Consider the following 16,609-nt stretch of genomic DNA (forward strand, 5'->3'; position numbering starts at 1 on the left):
TGATGAAAATTGGCGTATTCGTACCTATCGGTAACAACGGCTGGCTAATCTCGACCACCGCCCCGCAGTACAAGCCGACCTTCGAGCTGAATAAGGTCATCGTGCAAAAAGCGGAGCACTACCATTTCGATTTTGCGCTCTCGATGATCAAGCTGCGTGGTTTTGGCGGTAAGACGGAATTCTGGGATCACAACCTGGAGTCCTTCACCCTGATGGCCGGGCTGGCGGCAGTCACGTCCCGCATCCAGATTTACGCCACCGCAGCCACCCTCACCCTGCCCCCGGCCATTGTGGCGCGAATGGCCTCCACCATCGATTCCATCTCCGGCGGCCGCTTTGGCGTCAACCTGGTTACCGGCTGGCAAAAACCGGAGTACGACCAGATGGGGATCTGGCCGGGCGACGAATATTTCTCGCGCCGCTATGAGTATCTCACCGAGTACGTGCAAGTGCTGCGCGACCTGTGGGGCACCGGTAAAAGCGATTTTAAAGGCGACTACTTCACCATGAACGACTGTCGCGTCAGCCCGCAGCCGTCCGTGCCGATGAAAGTGATCTGCGCCGGGCAGAGCGATGCGGGGATGGAGTTCTCCGCGAAATACGCCGATTTCAACTTCTGCTTTGGCAAAGGGGTTAACACCCCGGCAGCCTTTGCCCCCACGGCCGCACGCATGAAAGAAGCCGCCGACAAAACCGGGCGCGATGTCGGTTCCTACGTGCTGTTTATGGTCATCGCCGATGAAACCGACGACGCCGCGCGCGCCAAATGGGAACTGTATAAAGCCGGGGCCGACGACGAGGCGCTGAGCTGGCTCACTGAACAGAGCCAGAAAGATACCCGCTCCGGCTCAGATACCAACGTCCGCCAGATGGCTGACCCGACCTCCGCCGTGAACATCAACATGGGCACGCTGGTTGGCTCCTATGCAAATGTCGCCAGAATGCTGGACGAAGTGGCCGCCGTCCCAGGCGCTGAAGGCGTCCTGCTCACCTTTGACGATTTCCTGATGGGCGTTGAAACCTTCGGCGAACGTATTCAGCCGCTGATGCAGTGCCGTGCCCACATCCCCGCCATCACGAAGGAGGTTGCGTAATGACCACGCTTGACGCTCGCCCGGAAGCCATCACCTTCGACGCCCAGCGCAGCGCGCTGATAGTGGTGGATATGCAAAACGCCTACGCAAGCCAGGGCGGTTATCTGGATCTGGCCGGGTTTGATGTCTCCGCCACCAAACCGGTGATTGAGAACATCAAAACCGCCGTGGCTGCCGCACGCGCGGCGGGCATGTTGATTATCTGGTTCCAGAACGGCTGGGACGACCAGTACGTGGAAGCCGGTGGCCCCGGCTCGCCCAATTTCCACAAGTCCAACGCCCTGAAAACCATGCGCAAACAGCCTGAACTACAGGGCAAGCTGCTGGCGAAAGGCGGCTGGGATTATCAGCTGGTCGATGAACTGGTTCCTGCGGCGGGCGATATCGTGCTGCCTAAACCGCGCTACAGCGGCTTTTTCAACACCCCGCTCGACAGCCTGCTGCGCAGCCGGGGCATCCGTCACCTGGTCTTTACCGGCATTGCCACTAACGTCTGCGTGGAATCCACGTTGCGCGATGGCTTTTTCCTCGAATATTTCGGCGTGGTGCTGGAAGACGCCACCCACCAGGCCGGGCCGGAGTTCGCCCAGAAAGCGGCCCTGTTCAATATCGAAACCTTTTTTGGCTGGGTGAGTAACGTCGCCGATTTCTGCGATGCCCTTACCCCGCCGTCATTAGCCCGTATCGCCTGAGGAGCACCACAATGCCAAAATCCGTGATTATTCCACCGGGCACCAGCACCCCTATCGCCCCGTTTGTGCCCGGCACGCTTGCCGATGGCGTGGTGTATGTCTCCGGCACGCTGCCGTTTGATAAAGACAACAACGTGGTGTTTATCAACGACCCAAAGGCGCAAACGCGTCACGTGCTGGAAACGATCAAAGGCGTGATCGAAACCGCGGGTGGCACGATGGAGGACGTGACCTTCAACAGTATCTTTATCACCGACTGGAAAAACTACGCCGCGATTAACGAAATCTACGCCGAGTTCTTCCCGGGCGATAAACCGGCGCGGTTCTGCATCCAGTGCGGGCTGGTGAAGCCCGACGCGCTGGTTGAAATCGCCACTGTCGCGCACATTGCGAAGTGAGGCTGCCATGAAACTCTCCGTCTCACCGCCCCCGTATGACGGCGCGCCCGCCGTGGTACTGATAGCCGGGCTGGGCGGCGGGGGCAGCTACTGGCTGCCTCAGCTTGCGCGGCTGGAACAGGAGTACCAGGTGGTGTGCTACGACCAGCGGGGCACGGGCAACAACCCGGACACCCTGCCGGAAGGGTACAGCATGGCCGAGATGGCGCAGGAGCTTGCGCAGGCGCTGGCCAGTGCGGGGATCTCCCGCTATTGCGTGGTGGGCCACGCGCTGGGGGCGCTGATCGGCCTGCAACTGGCGCTGGATAATCCCGAAGCCGTTACCGCCCTGGTGTGCGTCAACGGCTGGCTGTCGCTGAATGCCCATACCCGTCGCTGCTTTCAGATCCGCGAACGTCTGCTCCACGCCGGGGGCGCGCAGGCATGGGTGGAAGCCCAGCCGCTGTTTCTCTATCCGGCAGACTGGATGGCCGCCCGCGCACCGCGCATGGAAGCCGAAGAGTCTCTGGCGCTGGCCCATTTTCAGGGCAAACACAACCTGCTGCGCCGCTTAGCCGCGCTGAAACAGGCCAACTTTAGCCGCCACGCGGCGCGCATTCGCTGCCCGGTGCACATCATCTGTTCGGCGGACGATCTGCTGGTTCCCTCAGTCTGTTCATCCGAATTGCAGGCGGCACTGCCCGGCAGCCAGAAGGTGGTGATGCGCCAGGGTGGGCACGCCTGCAACGTGACCGAGCCCGACACTTTTAACACCCTGTTGCTGAACGGGCTGGCCAGCCTGTTGCACAGCCCTGAACCCGCTTTGTAAGGAGCCACAATGAGCGAAGCCATTACCCCCACTGCGCTGGAGACGTTATTCACCGAAGCACGCACCCACAACGGCTGGCAGGATCTGCCGGTCAGCGATGCGCTGCTGCGCGAAGTGTACGACCTGATGAAATGGGGCCCCACGTCCGCCAACTGTTCGCCTGCGCGGATTGTGTTCGTCAGAAGCGCCGAAGGAAAAGAGAAGCTTCGCCCGGCGCTGTCCAGCGGCAATCTGGAGAAAACCCTTACTGCCCCGGTCACGGCCATCGTGGCCTGGGACGGTGAATTTTACGAGCGCCTGCCCACCCTGTTCCCGCACGGCGATGCCCGGAGCTGGTTTACCTCAAGCCCGGCCCTTGCCGAAGAGACGGCCTTTCGCAACAGCACGTTGCAGGCCGCCTGGCTGATTTTTGCCTGTCGCGCCCTGGGGCTGGATACCGGGCCGATGTCCGGTTTTGACCGGCAAAAAGTGGACGATGCCTTTTTCACCGGCACCGCACTGAAAAGCAATCTGCTGATCAACATCGGCTATGGCGACAGCAGCAAACTGTACGGGCGCTTGCCGCGTCTGGCCTTCGAAGATGCCTGTGGTCTGGCATAAGGAGTGAGGATGAACACACCGGATAAACAAACCTTTCGTGATGCGATGGCCTGCGTGGGTGCGGCGGTCAATATCATCACCACCGATGGCCCTGCCGGCATGGCCGGGTTCACCGCCAGCGCCGTGTGCAGCGTCACCGACTCACCGCCCACCCTGCTGGTGTGTCTGAATCGCGGGGCGTCCGTCTGGCCGACGTTCAGCGAGAACCGCACCCTGTGCGTCAACACGCTCAGCGCCGGGCAAGAGCCGCTCTCTAACCTGTTCGGCGGCAAAACGCCGATGGAAGATCGCTTCGCCGCCGCCCGCTGGGAAACCGGCGAAACAGGCTGCCCGCGTCTTGAGGATGCGCTGGCCTCGTTTGACTGTCGCATCAGCCAGGTGGTCAGCGTGGGCACGCACGACATCCTGTTTTGCGACATTGTTTCGATAGTTCGCCACCCCGCGCCGCAGGGGCTGGTGTGGTTCGACCGCGGCTATCACGCGCTCTTGCGACCCGCCTGTTAACCCTCCTTAAGGAGACAGCTCATGGCAATGTTCGGATTTCCCCACTGGCAGTTGAAATCGACCTCTTCAGAACGCGGCGTGGTCGCGCCGGATGAGAGACTCCCTGTAGCGCAGACCCTGGTCATGGGGGTTCAGCACGCGGTGGCCATGTTTGGTGCCACGGTGCTGATGCCCATGCTGATGGGGCTTGATCCCAACCTGTCCATTCTGATGTCGGGCATCGGTACTCTGTTGTTCTTTTTTGTCACCGGCGGGCGCGTGCCCAGCTACCTTGGCTCCAGCGCCGCCTTTGTGGGCGTGGTGATTGCCACCACCGGGTTTAACGGCCAGGGGATCAACCCGAACCTGAGCGTGGCCCTCGGCGGCATTATTGCCTGTGGGCTGGTCTATACCCTGATTGGCCTGGTGGTGATGAAAACCGGCACCAAATGGATAGAACGGATGATGCCGCCGGTGGTCACGGGCGCCGTGGTGATGGCTATCGGCCTGAACCTCGCCCCGATTGCGGTCAAAAGCGTCTCTGGCTCACCGTTTGAAAGCTGGATGGCGGTGATCACCGTGCTGTGCATCGGCCTGGTGGCGGTGTTCACGCGCGGTATGATCCAGCGTCTGCTGATCCTGGTCGGGCTGATTGTGGCGTGCCTGGTTTATGCCCTGCTGGCGAACGTGTTCGGCTTTGGCAAACCGGTCGATTTTACCCTGATCCACAACGCCGCCTGGTTCGGCCTGCCGCAGGTGACTTCTCCGGTGTTCAGCGGACAGGCGATGATGCTGATCGCCCCCGTGGCGGTGATCCTGGTGGCTGAAAACTTAGGTCACCTGAAAGCGGTTGCCGGGATGACCGGACGCAATATGGACCCATACATGGGGCGCGCGTTTGTCGGCGACGGGCTGGCGACCATGCTCTCTGGCTCTGTTGGCGGCAGCGGAGTAACCACCTACGCCGAAAATATCGGCGTGATGGCGGTAACCAAAGTGTACTCCACGCTGGTTTTCGTCGCGGCGGCCGTCATTGCCATGCTGTTAGGCTTTTCACCGAAATTTGGCGCGCTGATCCACACCATTCCGGCACCGGTCATTGGCGGAGCATCCATTGTGGTGTTTGGGTTGATCGCCGTCGCAGGGGCGCGTATCTGGGTTCAACACCGGGTTGACCTTAGCCAGAACAGCAACCTGATTATGGTGGCAGTCACGCTGGTGCTGGGCGCGGGTGATTTTGCCCTGACGCTGGGCGGGTTTACCATTGGCGGGATTGGTACGGCAACGTTTGGCGCGATCTTGTTAAACGCCCTGCTAAGCCGCGGGATGGCGGCAGTTCCGCAGGGCGAAGTCGTCCGTCAGGATTCGTGATTCACCACAGCGCTGTCTGTTTCGGGCAGCGCTTTTTTCTTCCTGCTAAGCTTGAGTTCACTCACCAGTACACCGGCAACAATAAAGGCTGCACCCACCAGCGCCAGCAGCGGTAAACGCTCCCCGGCAATGCGCCCGAACACGCCCGCCCAGACTGGCTCACCGGTGTAGATAACCGTTGCCCGCGTCGGGGAAACGCTGCGCTGCGCCCAGTTCATCGTCACCTGAATAATGGCGCTGAAGATCCCCAGCCCCAGAGCAACCACCACAAGCCCGGTAGACATCGGCGGCACAGATTCCCCCGCCGGTACCATGGCGGCAAACGCCACCAGCGAGGCGGTCGCCAGTTGCACAACGGTCACCCGCTTCACGTCAACTTTCCCGGCCCAGGCGCTGATCAGAATAATTTCGGCGGCAATTGCCACCGCGCCCACCAGGGTAATCATCTCACCCGGCCCCAACGCCAGCAGGTTATCGCCCGGCCCGGCCAGCAGGATCAGGCCGATAAACGCCAGCACGATACCAATACAGGACATCAGCCCCGGCATTCTGCCCAGACACAGCCATTGCAGCAGCGGCACCAGCGGCACGTACATCGCGGTAATAAACGCCGATTTACTGCTGGAGATAGACTGCAAGCCCCAGGTTTGCAGGCTGTAGCCCATCGCAATAGCAATACCAATCGCCACCCCGGCCTTCAGCTCTTTAAGCGTCAACCCCCGTAAGGTTTTCAGTGAAATCAGCGCCACGGCGATTGCCGCCGTAGCAAAACGCAGGCCGACAAAGAAGAAAGGATCGCTCAGGGTGACCGCATACTGGACGGCAAGAAACGTCCCGCCCCAGAACATGGTGATCAGAATGAGGATAGCTTCCTGCGGTTTTACGGAGAATTTGAAACGCGAAGACGACATGGTGCACCAGCAATAAAGGTCAATCCTCTAGTGTGCGTTGCCTTTGGTTACAGTTCAATGTTGCAGAAATAAAAAAACCGCCGGGAGCCCCCGGCGGCAGAGGCTCAACCCGGCGTATTACTTGTTACTGCTGCCGTGGCTGTTTTTACCCCCTTTTTTACCTGCTTCAGATGCACGCTGAGGGTCATTTTTGAAGTTACCCCCACTGTGTTGGCCACCTTTACGACCTGCTTCTGATGCTCTTTCACGGTCTTCAGCGAAATTACCTGAACCACCACGATGGTTTGCCATCTCTAACCTCCAGGGTGTGAAACATTCAACATCATACTGCATTCAGTAAAAGAGGATTCTTTCACCTGACGACGAATGGCCGAGCCACTGTTTACGTCGCGTGACACTAAGCTTAGTGGAATGCCCGCTGCGGGGGCGTAAACGGTAATATTCTGCAACATGAAAACCCACATTCCCCTACGCAGGCGTCGCGGTTATCAATAAGCCTTTCTTATCATTCCAGAATTTCGTTTTCGTAAATATGTTTCATATTGCTACAACGAAAGACGTTAAATAACTTGTTATAAATCAAAGAAATGGTGCTCAGAGTTGCAGTCTGGCCAGCACGACTTATCTTTAAATGAACGCAGCGATCCGCTGTCAGAAAAAACAAACGAGGAGTGATGCAAAATGGCAAAAGTTCTGGTGCTCTATTATTCCATGTATGGACACATTGAAACCATGGCTCACGCAGTTGCAGAAGGTGCAAACAGAGTGGATGGCGTTGAGGTTGTGGTGAAACGCGTACCGGAAACCATGAATGCCGAGGCCTTCGCCAAAGCCGGGGGAAAAACACAAAATGCACCGCAGGCCACCCCACAAGAACTGGCTGACTACGATGCCATCATCTTCGGCACTCCAACCCGTTTCGGCAATATGTCAGGGCAGATGCGAACCTTCCTCGACCAGACCGGGGGGCTTTGGGCATCCGGCGCGTTGTACGGCAAGCTCGCCAGCGTATTCAGCTCTACGGGTACCGGTGGCGGCCAGGAACAGACCATTACCTCAACCTGGACCACTCTTGCGCATCACGGCATGGTGATTGTGCCAATCGGCTATGGCGCCCAGGAGTTGTTTGATGTGTCTCAGGTTCGTGGTGGTACACCTTATGGCGCCACCACCATTGCCGGTGGCGATGGTTCACGCCAGCCAACGAATGAAGAGCTGACTATCGCCCGTTACCAGGGTGAACATGTCGCGGGTCTTGCCAAAAAACTGAACGGCTAACCCAACAGGAGGACAATCATGCCAACTCAAGAATCCAAAGCTCACCGCGTGGGCGAATGGGCAAGTTTACGTAATACCTCTCCAGAAATCGCCGAAGCCATTTTTGAAGTTGCGAAATATGACGAAAAGCTGGCCGAGCAGATTTGGGAAGAAGGCAGTGATGAGGTACTGACGCGCGCCTTCGAAAAAACGGACAAAGACTCGCTCTTCTGGGGTGAGCAAACCATCGAACGTAAAAACGTCTGAACGTTTCCCCCCGCCTGCGCGGGGGGTTATTCTTATTTCGCCGCGTTGTTTAACACCGTATTAAACTTCTCTACCGGGCAGAACCCGTTATCATCCACCGGACACCCTGAAAGCTCCAGCGTGACACGCTGAGCGGGTGATTTCAGCGACAGCACTTCGGCGTTACGCAGCTGCGTAGTGCTTTGATAAACATATTCGATTTTCATCAACTCCCGGTTGCCGTTCTTGTCATGCCAGCGCTGGAAGACAATTTTGCCGCCAATCGGGGTGCGTTCGTACTGGTCATGCAGCTGATAAGGTTTGAAATCGAGCGCCGTCAGCAGCGAGGCGATGTTGGAATCATGCCCCACCAGCAGCGTGATTTTTGCGGCTTTTCCCTGCTCAGTCACCAGGGCGTTATCGATGTATTTCACCAGCGGTTTCGCCACATTGCGCGCCACCTCACCCGAGGTGAATAACGAATCCTGATAGCCATTTTTCAGTTTCGACAACACGCGCCACTGCTGATCGGTTTTGATTTCGCCCCACGCCACCTGATCGGCCGGGAAGCCTTCGTAGTACTGCAAGGTGAACGCATCCACCAGGGAGTTCCCCACCTTCAGCGGCCCGGATACGCCCGGCTCTTTTTCGTAATCAGCACTGAAAGTGTCTTTGGCGTCCGTCAGCGAACAAACCTTTTTCTCTTTGCAGGATGGCGATTCGGCGTAATTCGTCATCTGTTCCAGCAGCTTGTAGCTTTCATCAAGCTGCATTTTCTGCCGCTCCGACGCCATTGCGCTCAGCGCTTTATCGCGGAATTCCGGTGAGTTGTTGGTGATGACAGGGTTAAAGGTGGGGTCCATCGTCCCCATTTCCGGCTGGTGATGCACCGGCACGTCACACCCCGGGAAAGCGCCGGTGATAAAGAACTGCGCGGTCGCCACGGTGCGTTGCAGGCTATTGGCGTAGGCATAAACGGTATTCGCAGGCGGGCATTCCCCGGTGGTAACCAGCCCCTGCCCGGCCAGCCATTCGCGCATATAGTGCCCCATATACACTTCGAGAACGCCACCTTTGGTGGTGAGCTGCCCGCCGGGCACATCCCATTCCGGCCACTTATTCGGCGTGGATTGTTCCAGCACGCTGCCGTTATTGGCCAGCGGCGCGCGCAGATTATGGCGGCTCATGATTAAAACTTGCTCTAACTGGTATCCTTCTGGTGCGTCCTGCGCCTGAGCGCCGAACGTCATGGATATGGAACCTGCCACTGCAACAGCGAGTAGTGCTTTTCTCATCCCTAATTCCTCACTCGGTTTTAAACATCGCGTTAAGTGTGACAGATTTATGACATTTTTCCGGGAAGCATTTCTCAAACTGATGAATAACGCCCTTACCCATGGCGCAGATTAGTTTTATAATAAAACCATACTACCCCGGAGGATCCGCTGTGAAACGTACCCGCCTTGAAGAGAGCACCTGCCCTGTCGCCCGTTCGCTGGACATCATCGGCGACTGGTGGTCGTTACTGATTGTTCGCGATGCGCTGCGCGGCGTGAAACGCTTCGGCGAGTTTCAGAAAAGCCTCGGTATCGCCAAAAACATGCTGACCGCACGCCTCAAACTGCTGGTCGAGGAAGGCATTCTGACGCTTCAGCCCGCCTCTGACGGCAGCGCCTGGCAGGAATATGTGTTGACCGACAAAGGGCGCGCCCTGCAAACGGTGCTGGTTGCACTGTCGCAATGGGGGAATGAATTTCTGTTTAGCCCAAACCAACCGGGCAGCGTGCTGGTCGATGTCAAAAACCAACAACCGCTGCGCAAACTGGCCTTGGTTGCCAACGATGGCCGTGAATTAGCCCCACAGGACATCGAGCTTAAACTCCCGTAATGTCAGTGTCTTAAAACCTGATTATCCCTCTCCCTGTCAGCAGGAATAAAAAATACCGCGCAAAATGGTTGCATTATAAAACCAAATATCTCACAGTGAATTCAGTTTCAACATGCAACCAATTAATCCTTTTGCTTTGAGGTAACACACCATGACCACGCAACATTCAACCGCTTTAATCACGGGAGCTTCTTCGGGGATCGGTGCCGTTTATGCCGATCGTCTTGCGGCACGCGGCTACAACCTGGTACTGGTGGCCCGTCGTGAAGCCCGTCTTCAGGCGCTGGCGGCAGCCCTTTCCAGCCGCTATGGGGTGAATGTGCAGATCCTCACCGCCGATCTGAGCGATGAAAACGGCATTCGTGCGGTTGAAGAGACGCTGAGAAACGACACCCGTATTGATACGCTGGTGAACAATGCCGGAACGGCGCAGATGGCCCCCTTTTTATCCGGCAAGGTTGAACAGCATCAGGCCATCAACACCCTGAATACCACCGCCCTGATGCGCTTGACATACGCTATTCTTCCGCGTCTGGCGCAGAACAACAGCGGTACGGTGATCAACATTGCCTCTGTGCTTTCCCTTCACGCCCGTGCCGGTAGCGCGCTTTACAGCGCCACCAAAGCCTGGGTGTTCAATTTCACTCGCGGGTTGCAGGAAGAGTTTGCCGAAAGTGGCGTGCGCATTCAGGCGGTATTGCCTGCCGCCACGGCAACGGAGATTTGGGATCTGTCCGGCGTGGCCATTACCGACCTGCCTGAAGGCTCGGTCATGACCACCGACAACCTGGTGGATGCCGCACTTGCCGGGCTGGATCAGGGCGAGCTGATCACCATCCCGCCCATGCACGATATCCGCTTATGGGAACGCTTTGAGGCCGCACGTCTGGAGCTGTTTGCCAGTGCGCGTACCGGTGAACCAGCCCCGCGCTATTTAAGCCACTGATTTAGCGCTCCAGCTGGTCGCCATACTCGTTCATCCAGGCGGCCAGCGGGGAAAGCGCGTTCTGAAGCGTCAGCCCCAGTTCGGTTATCTGATACTCCACGCGCGGCGGGATTTCAGGGTAGACGGTGCGAGACACCAGCCCACGCTGCTCGAACAAACGCAGCTGTTTGGTCAGCTCTTTTTGCGTAATGGGCGCAGCGGCGCGTAGCAGATCGCCAAAGCGCACCGGGGTGTTAAGCACAATCAGCCGGTACAGGATCGGGATCGCCCATTTGCCCGCGATAAGATTCACAAACCGCGTCATCGGGCAGGCGTGGACCGCAGATTTTTTTTCGCAGGGTTCAGTGAGTATTTCCGCCATAGCACACCTCTTGCCTCTTTAGTATCCAAATGGTACCTGGTTTCCTTTCGATACTAACGTTTCTATAGTGCTTTCTCCAGAGCGAATTCAGGAGACATTCATGGGACGTTTAGCAGGTAAATACACCTTGATTACGGGCGGAACCAGCGGCATTGGGCTGGCGACCGCGCAGGAATTTATTGCCGAAGGGGCGCAGGTGGCCATCACCGGGCGCAACCCGGAAACCCTGGCAGAAGCCCAACGCATTCTCGGGGATAGCGCATGGGTTATTCCTGCCGATGCCGGAGATATCACAGCACAAAAATCACTGGCGGAGACCCTCGCGACCCGCTGGCCACGGCTGGACGCAGTGTTTATCAACGCCGGAGATGTCACCCATGGCCTGCTGGAAGAGTGGCAGGAAGAGGCCTGGGACCGGCTGATGCGCATCAACCTTAAAGGCCCGTTCTTTTTGATTCAGGCGTTGTTACCGCTGCTGAATAACCCTTCGTCGGTGATTTTGTGCGGCTCGGTCAGCGCCCGTATCGGCCTGCCCACCAGCAGCGTGTATGCGGCCAGCAAAGCCGGTTTGCTTTCCCTGGCACGTACCCTGTCAGCAGAGCTTTTACCGCGCGGAGTTCGTGTTAACGGCCTTAGCCCTGGCCCGGTAGAAACTCCGGCGTTGCATAAACTGGGGTTAAGTGAAGAGGCGCAAAAAGCCTTGCAGGGCGATATCGCAAATCTGGTGCCGCTGGGGCGCATGGGGACGCCGACTGAGCTGGCAAAAGCCGCGCTGTATCTGGCATCGGATGAGTCGAGCTATACCGTCGGCACGGAACTGCTGGTGGATGGCGGAACGGGAAGCCTGTAATTCAGAAGGCGCTGATGCCGGTCACGGCACCGACATACAGCGCCGCCCACACGGCGGCAGAAAGCAGGCTAACGACGTAAACCTTCACGGCGCTCAAGCGCAGCGTCCCCGCAGCCAGCGGCACGATGTAGCGCAATACCGCCAGGAAGCGGGCGGTGAACAGCACGACCACGCCGTTTTTTTGCAGCTGGTGCTGCACGCGTAAAAATTTATCCGCATGTTTTGTCGTAAAACGCGTGACCAGCCGCGACTGCCCCATCAGCTGACCAATATGGTAATTCACCACTGACCCTACCGCTGCACCCATCACCACCGCAAGCCAGGTCAGGCCCGGGTGCAGCGCCGGCTGGCTGACGCTGATGCCCGCAATCAGCATCACCGATGCGGGCGGCAGCACCGACGAGACCAACACCGTTGATTTGCTCAGCGCCATTACGAACAGCAGGGCAAACAGATGCGCCGGATAGAGCGCAAAATGTTCCAGCAGATGATCAAACCATGCCATACCCCACCCCGGATCGTTGCTTCTTCATAGCAGCTATTAGAAACGACCGACCTTAAATGGGGTATCAACCGGTCAGACCTCCAGACCCGCCCGGTACTGGCCCCATTTCAGCACCGAGTTGACACCAATAGAGAGGAAGGGCTCCGGCGGGGTTTTGTTCGGCCCAGGAGACGCCACCAGGAAATCGATCAGCTCGTTACGTTGACCGGCAATCATATCTGCCAGCAGTTTGCCGGTTGCCGTTCCACGGGTGATCCCCAGACCGTTACAGCACAGCGCGCCATACACATTAGGTGCCAGCTGGCCGAAGAAGCCTTCGTGATTCTCAGACAGACAAATCGCCCCGCTCCAGGAATATTCAAAATCAACCTGGTTCAGCGTCGGGAAACGGCGTTCAAAAGATTTACGATGGTTGGCAATAAAGTTATTCAGATGGTGCTCGCGCGGGCGGCCATCGGGATGGAAGCTGAAACTGTTACGCACCAGAATACGGTTGTCGACGGTACGGCGCACGGTGCTGCCAAACGGATGCGCGGGGATCACCCCCCAGACCGGTTTACCGCCCAGTTGCGCCTGCTCATCAGCAGACAGCGGCCGCGTCAGGCTGCCGTACAGGAAGGTGGGCAGCAGGCGTCCGCGCAGGAAACCAAAGTGCGAGGCAAAGGCATTATTTGCCAGAATCAGCTTATCCGCCGTGATGCTGCCTTTGTCATGCACCAGCGTGACTTTTTCGCCGTAGTTGATGGAGGTGATCGGCGTGTACTCGTAGAGCGTCACGTTTGATGGCAGATTGTTCGCCAGCCCTTTCACCAGCGCCGAGGGCTGGAGCAGGATTGTCCCCGGGATAAAGAGCGCCTGTTTGTAGTAGGACGTACCAATATGATCAGGCAGATCCTGGCCGCTTATCATCTGCGTTTCCCGGCCGATTTTTTCCAGCCCGCTGCGATACGCTTCGAGGATCGCCACACCCTGCTCACCCACCGCCGCCTGATATTTCCCGGACTCCGTCATCTGGCATTCAATGCCGTGCTCTTTGACGATGCTGCGCAGGTAATTCTGCCCCAGCGTATTGAGCTTCAGGACGAGCCTTGCGGTGGTGACATCGCCGATATAGTCCTTCGCGCCGATATCATGCGGCACATCGATGGCAAAGCCCGCATTGCGCCCGGCCGGGCCATACCCCACCTCCTGCGCCTCAATCAGTACGATTTCATCGTCGGGGAAGTTCAGCGCCATCTGGCGGGCGGCGGCAAGCCCGGTTAATCCGGCTCCGACAATCGCCCAGCGGGCGTGTTTTTGCCCCACATGGGCAGGACGTGGGGTGCGCGATGGACTGGTGTGATACCACCCTGGCAGGGCGTCATCAGCAGGAAGCGAGGTGATCTTTTGCACGTTGGTTACTCCGGTACGCTGTCATTTTTTCTTTCGCTTACGTGAATAAGCGTTGCTGAAATCATGTTAGCCAGGCTAAAAAAATGAATACGTGATGTATATCTCATGTATACAACACGTATAAAAATAGTTAACTGCAGGTTAATAAGGACGTGCGAAAGCCCCCGAACGCGCGGCGAAAAAGGGTATTCCGATGCAAAGAAAAACCCGCCAGCGAACGCCAGCAGGCGTGTCGTCAGCCAGGGTTACTCAGGTGACTGGACGCGTTCATCCGCTTTAAGCCCCTGCGGCGCAATAAAGATCTCCATATTTTCCCGGGACAACTCCCAGTGCTCAAACACCAGATCCACCACCGCCTGCTCGTCGCGCGCTTCCAGGGCGGCGATAAATGCATCGTGATGATCGGCCGCCAGCTGTAAACGTCGCTCCATATCATCATTTTGCGGGCGGAAGAAAGTGTGGCCAATGCGGCAATGGTCAATCAGCAAGCGTCCAAGACTGGGTTGCAGATAGGGGTTAGCCGCCATCTCGCCCATGATCTCGTGAAAACGGTTGTTTTCCAGCGCCAGCGCTTCAGCATCATGGCTCTGCACCGCTTTTCGAAAGCGTTTCTGCGTTTCTTTCAGCGCTTTTAATTGCGCCGGTTTGTAATGCTGCACCGCAAGACGGCCCGTAGCCGCGTAGATCATCGGTGCCACCAGGAAGAAATTACGCAGTGTGGCGTGGCTCATCGGGATCACGCGTACGCCGCGCTTTTCCACGATTTCGAGATACCCTTCCCCCGCCAGGCGCTGAAATACTTCGCGTACCGGTGTGCGCGACAGGCCGTACTGCGCAGTCAGGCTGGCTTCATCCAGCAACTCATCCGGATCCAGCTCCATGGTTAAGATATGGCGCTTGAGATCCTCATACAGCGCTGCCTTCCCCGTTCTCATTACCGCCTCCTGAAAATCGACCTCTGATCCTGCTTAACCTACCTATAAAAATGCGCTACAGCAAAAATTATCAACAGCGGCGATCACGTTCTGCGCATTTCACTGGCAGTCCGGTAGATCAACATCAGAACCGGCTCCAGATCCCGGTCAGGCGGATGGCGTAAAATCTCGCCGCGCAGCCAGACAATTTCACTGCTGGCGCGCTGGCGAAAAGTGGCAATCTGCCCGGCATTTTTTAGCCACTTCATAATAAAGGCATTTTTTTGCCGGTTAGAGGTGATGCGTCCCTGCTTTCTGGACAACCCCACCGCCACCAGAAGACAGAAATAGAAATGCACTCTGTCTTCCAGACCGTTAAACACGGCTTCAGGCGTCGTTTTCAGAGACGTCAATCCAGATGGTTTTCAGTTCGGTGTACTGATCGAGTGCGAAGACCGATTTATCACGTCCACCAAACCCTGACTGCTTATAGCCGCCAAACGGCGTGGTGGCATCCCCTTCACCGAAGCAGTTCACGGTCACCGTGCCGGCGCGGATCGCACGGGATACGCGGATGGCGCGATTAAGCGCTCCGGTATAGACCGACGCCGCCAGCCCGTACGGGGTGTCATTGGCCAGCGCAATGGCTTCGGCTTCCGTTTTAAAGGTGGTGACACAGAGCACCGGGCCGAAGATCTCTTCCCGGAACAGCGCACTTTCCGGCGTTACGCCATCAATAATGGTCGGCTGGACGTAAGCGCCCTGCTCCGTGTTGCCACCGTGCAGCACGCGCAGACCTTCCTGACGCGCCGTGTCGAGGTAACTGCTCACCTTGCTGAAGTGGTCAGGTGAGATCATTGTGCCCAGACGGTTGTTCGGGTCGAGCGGGTTGCCCATCGTCCAGCCACTTATCTGTTTCGCCATCTCTGCCAGTAATGCTTCTTTCACCTCTTCCTGCACCAGCAGGCGCGAGGTGGCCGAGCAGTTTTCGCCCATGTTCCAGAACGCACCATTAAGCACATGTCCGGCCACTGCGGCGATATCGTCGGCGTCATTAAATACCAGCGCCGGATTTTTGCCGCCGCACTCCAGCACCACCTTCTTGAGGTTAGATTCCGCTGCATAATGCAGGAAACGACGCCCGGTTGCCGTGGAGCCGGTAAAGCTCACCATGTCGATATCGGGATGCAGGCCAATCGGCTCGCCTACCTCTTTGCCCGCGCCGGTGACGATGTTCAGCACACCGGCCGGGACGCCCGCTTCAAACGCCAGTTCCGCCACGCGAAGGGACGTCAGCGAGGTCTGCTCCGCCGGTTTCACCACCACCGAACAGCCCGCCGCCAGGGCCGGGCCAATTTTCCAGGCCAGCATCAACAGCGGGAAGTTCCACGGCAGGACGCAGCCCACCACGCCAATCGGCTCACGCACCACCAGCGCCAGCGCGTTGCCTGCCGGGGCGGTGTGATCGTAAAGCTTGTCGATGGCTTCTGCGTGCCACTTCAGCACATGGATGGTTTCCGGTACGTCCACCGCCAGACACTCGCTGACCGGCTTACCGCTGTCGAGGCTTTCCAGCACCGCCAGCGGCTCAAGCTCCTGCTCCATCAGTGTCGCCAGTTTTAGCAGCACTGCCTTGCGTTCACCCGGCGACCGTTTGCTCCAGCTGCCGGCCTCAAAGGCTGCGCGAGCCGCGCTCACGGCGGCGTTAACATCGGAGGCATCACAGGCTGCGATGTTGCCGATAACCTCGCCGGTTGCCGGATTGCGCGTGGCCAGGGTTTTCCCGGAGCGAGCCGGAACAAAACCGCCATTGATAAACGCCTTGTCCGCCAGCTGAAGTTCATGGGCGAGGCGCGTAACGTCATTGAGTGTCTGAAGCTGTTTCATCCTGCC

General features: G+C 57.8%; 21 protein-coding genes. 12 read left to right on the forward strand and 9 right to left on the reverse strand.

Annotated features, from left to right (window positions below; translation table 11 throughout):
* Window positions 1-2: 2 nt before the first annotated feature.
* The 7 genes from rutA to rutG are packed head-to-tail and all read left to right on the forward strand — an operon-like array spanning window position 3 to window position 5,446.
* Complete coding sequence (gene rutA, locus F3J30_RS08860; protein ID WP_166717150.1) at window positions 3-1,094, forward strand: pyrimidine utilization protein A; 1,092 nt, start codon at window positions 3-5, stop codon at window positions 1,092-1,094.
* A complete protein-coding gene (rutB, locus tag F3J30_RS08865; RefSeq protein WP_166716994.1) occupies window positions 1,094-1,786 on the forward strand; it encodes a pyrimidine utilization protein B in 693 nt (230 codons plus the stop codon). Before rutA ends, rutB begins: the two co-directional genes overlap by 1 nt.
* Before the next feature lie 11 nt (window positions 1,787-1,797).
* The gene (rutC, locus tag F3J30_RS08870) at window positions 1,798-2,184 is read left to right on the forward strand and encodes a pyrimidine utilization protein C (RefSeq protein WP_014069711.1); all 387 of its coding nucleotides are present in this window, start codon (window positions 1,798-1,800) and stop codon (window positions 2,182-2,184) included.
* Between the two features lie 7 nt (window positions 2,185-2,191).
* Window positions 2,192-2,992 carry a pyrimidine utilization protein D gene (gene rutD, locus F3J30_RS08875; RefSeq protein WP_166716995.1) on the forward strand — a complete coding sequence of 267 codons (801 nt, stop codon included), beginning with the start codon at window positions 2,192-2,194 and terminating at the stop codon, window positions 2,990-2,992.
* 9 nt (window positions 2,993-3,001) lie between these two features.
* Window positions 3,002-3,592: a malonic semialdehyde reductase gene (locus F3J30_RS08880; protein WP_014069709.1), complete on the forward strand. Its 591-nt coding sequence runs from the start codon at window positions 3,002-3,004 to the stop codon at window positions 3,590-3,592.
* A 9-nt stretch (window positions 3,593-3,601) separates the two neighbouring features.
* Entirely contained in the window at window positions 3,602-4,096 is a 495-nt protein-coding gene (gene rutF / locus F3J30_RS08885) for an NADH-dependent FMN reductase RutF (RefSeq protein WP_166716996.1), read from the forward strand.
* A 21-nt stretch (window positions 4,097-4,117) separates the two neighbouring features.
* Window positions 4,118-5,446 (forward strand): pyrimidine utilization transport protein G, encoded by a 1,329-nt coding sequence (rutG, locus tag F3J30_RS08890; RefSeq protein WP_166716997.1) that lies wholly within the window; start codon window positions 4,118-4,120, stop codon window positions 5,444-5,446.
* On the opposite strand, the gene F3J30_RS08895 is transcribed toward rutG, so the two are convergent.
* On the reverse strand, window positions 5,434-6,357 hold the full coding sequence (locus F3J30_RS08895; protein ID WP_166716998.1) for a DMT family transporter: 924 nt from the start codon (window positions 6,355-6,357) through the stop codon (window positions 5,434-5,436). The genes rutG and F3J30_RS08895 overlap by 13 nt on opposite strands.
* A 117-nt stretch (window positions 6,358-6,474) precedes the next feature.
* Window positions 6,475-6,648, reverse strand: a complete 174-nt coding sequence (locus tag F3J30_RS08900) for a general stress protein (protein ID WP_014069705.1) — start codon at window positions 6,646-6,648, stop codon at window positions 6,475-6,477.
* Between the two features lie 390 nt (window positions 6,649-7,038).
* Between F3J30_RS08900 and wrbA the strand changes: the two genes are divergently transcribed.
* Window positions 7,039-7,635: an NAD(P)H:quinone oxidoreductase gene (gene wrbA / locus F3J30_RS08905; protein WP_014069704.1), complete on the forward strand. Its 597-nt coding sequence runs from the start codon at window positions 7,039-7,041 to the stop codon at window positions 7,633-7,635.
* A gap of 18 nt (window positions 7,636-7,653) precedes the next feature.
* Window positions 7,654-7,881, forward strand: coding sequence for a YccJ family protein (locus F3J30_RS08910; protein WP_166716999.1), 228 nt, complete (start codon window positions 7,654-7,656; stop codon window positions 7,879-7,881).
* A gap of 32 nt (window positions 7,882-7,913) precedes the next feature.
* On the opposite strand, the gene agp is transcribed toward F3J30_RS08910, so the two are convergent.
* The gene (gene agp / locus F3J30_RS08915) at window positions 7,914-9,155 is read right to left on the reverse strand and encodes a bifunctional glucose-1-phosphatase/inositol phosphatase (RefSeq protein ID WP_166717000.1); all 1,242 of its coding nucleotides are present in this window, start codon (window positions 9,153-9,155) and stop codon (window positions 7,914-7,916) included.
* A gap of 152 nt (window positions 9,156-9,307) precedes the next feature.
* Between agp and F3J30_RS08920 the strand changes: the two genes are divergently transcribed.
* Entirely contained in the window at window positions 9,308-9,748 is a 441-nt protein-coding gene (locus tag F3J30_RS08920) for a helix-turn-helix domain-containing protein (RefSeq protein WP_014069701.1), read from the forward strand.
* A 151-nt stretch (window positions 9,749-9,899) separates the two neighbouring features.
* A complete protein-coding gene (locus F3J30_RS08925; RefSeq protein ID WP_166717001.1) occupies window positions 9,900-10,694 on the forward strand; it encodes an SDR family NAD(P)-dependent oxidoreductase in 795 nt (264 codons plus the stop codon).
* A 1-nt stretch (window position 10,695) separates the two neighbouring features.
* Here the strand turns inward: F3J30_RS08925 and F3J30_RS08930 are convergent, their stop codons facing one another.
* The gene (locus tag F3J30_RS08930; protein ID WP_014069699.1) at window positions 10,696-11,055 is read right to left on the reverse strand and encodes a helix-turn-helix domain-containing protein; all 360 of its coding nucleotides are present in this window, start codon (window positions 11,053-11,055) and stop codon (window positions 10,696-10,698) included.
* Between the two features lie 100 nt (window positions 11,056-11,155).
* Here F3J30_RS08930 and F3J30_RS08935 point away from each other — a divergent pair, with 100 nt between their 5' ends.
* Window positions 11,156-11,905, forward strand: a complete 750-nt coding sequence (locus F3J30_RS08935) for an SDR family oxidoreductase (protein ID WP_166717002.1) — start codon at window positions 11,156-11,158, stop codon at window positions 11,903-11,905.
* Between the two features lies 1 nt (window position 11,906).
* On the opposite strand, the gene F3J30_RS08940 is transcribed toward F3J30_RS08935, so the two are convergent.
* The 5 genes from F3J30_RS08940 to F3J30_RS08960 form a co-directional block, all read right to left on the reverse strand.
* Entirely contained in the window at window positions 11,907-12,410 is a 504-nt protein-coding gene (locus F3J30_RS08940) for a DedA family protein (protein WP_166717003.1), read from the reverse strand.
* A 72-nt stretch (window positions 12,411-12,482) separates the two neighbouring features.
* Window positions 12,483-13,802, reverse strand: a complete 1,320-nt coding sequence (locus F3J30_RS08945; RefSeq protein ID WP_166717004.1) for an FAD-binding oxidoreductase — start codon at window positions 13,800-13,802, stop codon at window positions 12,483-12,485.
* Between the two features lie 245 nt (window positions 13,803-14,047).
* A complete protein-coding gene (locus F3J30_RS08950; RefSeq protein WP_014069695.1) occupies window positions 14,048-14,737 on the reverse strand; it encodes a GntR family transcriptional regulator in 690 nt (229 codons plus the stop codon).
* Between the two features lie 83 nt (window positions 14,738-14,820).
* Window positions 14,821-15,129 carry a hypothetical protein gene (locus F3J30_RS08955; protein WP_247650526.1) on the reverse strand — a complete coding sequence of 103 codons (309 nt, stop codon included), beginning with the start codon at window positions 15,127-15,129 and terminating at the stop codon, window positions 14,821-14,823.
* The gene (locus F3J30_RS08960; protein ID WP_166717005.1) at window positions 15,104-16,603 is read right to left on the reverse strand and encodes an aldehyde dehydrogenase; all 1,500 of its coding nucleotides are present in this window, start codon (window positions 16,601-16,603) and stop codon (window positions 15,104-15,106) included. The genes F3J30_RS08955 and F3J30_RS08960 overlap by 26 nt, the downstream gene beginning before the upstream one ends.
* Window positions 16,604-16,609 lie beyond the last annotated feature (6 nt).

The sequence above is a fragment of the Enterobacter sp. Tr-810 genome, from assembly GCF_011752765.1.
Lineage (GTDB): Bacteria > Pseudomonadota > Gammaproteobacteria > Enterobacterales > Enterobacteriaceae > Enterobacter > Enterobacter soli.

What these genes read in the sequence shown, in the direction of transcription:
- rutG (WP_166716997.1), top strand. Translation starts at nt 4,118, where the DNA reads ATGGCAATGTTCGGATTTCCCCACTGGCAGTTGAAATCGACCTCTTCA.
- agp (WP_166717000.1), bottom strand. Translation starts at nt 9,155, where the DNA reads ATGAGAAAAGCACTACTCGCTGTTGCAGTGGCAGGTTCCATATCCATG.
- wrbA (WP_014069704.1), top strand. Translation starts at nt 7,039, where the DNA reads ATGGCAAAAGTTCTGGTGCTCTATTATTCCATGTATGGACACATTGAA.
- F3J30_RS08880 (WP_014069709.1), top strand. Translation starts at nt 3,002, where the DNA reads ATGAGCGAAGCCATTACCCCCACTGCGCTGGAGACGTTATTCACCGAA.
- F3J30_RS08910 (WP_166716999.1), top strand. Translation starts at nt 7,654, where the DNA reads ATGCCAACTCAAGAATCCAAAGCTCACCGCGTGGGCGAATGGGCAAGT.
- F3J30_RS08900 (WP_014069705.1), bottom strand. Translation starts at nt 6,648, where the DNA reads ATGGCAAACCATCGTGGTGGTTCAGGTAATTTCGCTGAAGACCGTGAA.
- F3J30_RS08930 (WP_014069699.1), bottom strand. Translation starts at nt 11,055, where the DNA reads ATGGCGGAAATACTCACTGAACCCTGCGAAAAAAAATCTGCGGTCCAC.
- rutD (WP_166716995.1), top strand. Translation starts at nt 2,192, where the DNA reads ATGAAACTCTCCGTCTCACCGCCCCCGTATGACGGCGCGCCCGCCGTG.
- rutF (WP_166716996.1), top strand. Translation starts at nt 3,602, where the DNA reads ATGAACACACCGGATAAACAAACCTTTCGTGATGCGATGGCCTGCGTG.
- rutC (WP_014069711.1), top strand. Translation starts at nt 1,798, where the DNA reads ATGCCAAAATCCGTGATTATTCCACCGGGCACCAGCACCCCTATCGCC.
- F3J30_RS08935 (WP_166717002.1), top strand. Translation starts at nt 11,156, where the DNA reads ATGGGACGTTTAGCAGGTAAATACACCTTGATTACGGGCGGAACCAGC.
- F3J30_RS08960 (WP_166717005.1), bottom strand. Translation starts at nt 16,603, where the DNA reads ATGAAACAGCTTCAGACACTCAATGACGTTACGCGCCTCGCCCATGAA.
- F3J30_RS08940 (WP_166717003.1), bottom strand. Translation starts at nt 12,410, where the DNA reads ATGGCATGGTTTGATCATCTGCTGGAACATTTTGCGCTCTATCCGGCG.
- F3J30_RS08950 (WP_014069695.1), bottom strand. Translation starts at nt 14,737, where the DNA reads ATGAGAACGGGGAAGGCAGCGCTGTATGAGGATCTCAAGCGCCATATC.
- F3J30_RS08895 (WP_166716998.1), bottom strand. Translation starts at nt 6,357, where the DNA reads ATGTCGTCTTCGCGTTTCAAATTCTCCGTAAAACCGCAGGAAGCTATC.
- rutB (WP_166716994.1), top strand. Translation starts at nt 1,094, where the DNA reads ATGACCACGCTTGACGCTCGCCCGGAAGCCATCACCTTCGACGCCCAG.
- rutA (WP_166717150.1), top strand. Translation starts at nt 3, where the DNA reads ATGAAAATTGGCGTATTCGTACCTATCGGTAACAACGGCTGGCTAATC.
- F3J30_RS08925 (WP_166717001.1), top strand. Translation starts at nt 9,900, where the DNA reads ATGACCACGCAACATTCAACCGCTTTAATCACGGGAGCTTCTTCGGGG.